Source organism: Synechococcus sp. R3-13, assembly GCF_047462195.1.
Classification (GTDB): Bacteria; Cyanobacteriota; Cyanobacteriia; order Thermostichales; family Thermostichaceae; genus Thermostichus.
In genome coordinates this window covers 12942-13142 of sequence record NZ_JANSIO010000361.1, presented here as the reverse complement: position 1 = coordinate 13142, position 201 = coordinate 12942, and the positions used below count along the sequence as shown (strand labels likewise).

Sequence of the window (201 nt, the reverse complement as noted above, 5' to 3'; positions counted from 1 at the left end):
TACGGGAAGGTCTTCAACAAGGTGGTGGTGGCAGTGCCGCCCCAGTACACCAGTCAGGACTGCTCTCAGTGTGGTCACAGGGTGAAGAAGACGCTGTCCACTCGCACCCACCGCTGCCCGCGGTGTGGGACGGTGATTGACCGGGATGAGAATGCGGCCATCAACATCCTACGCAAAGGGCTGGAGTTGTTGGGTGAGGAG

1 protein-coding gene is annotated in these 201 nt (G+C 60.2%); it reads left to right on the top strand.

The window, feature by feature from the left end; genetic code table 11:
- Positions 1-201: zinc ribbon domain-containing protein (locus tag NW856_RS10975; RefSeq protein ID WP_414400270.1), on the top strand; the 201-nt coding region annotated here is incomplete at both ends.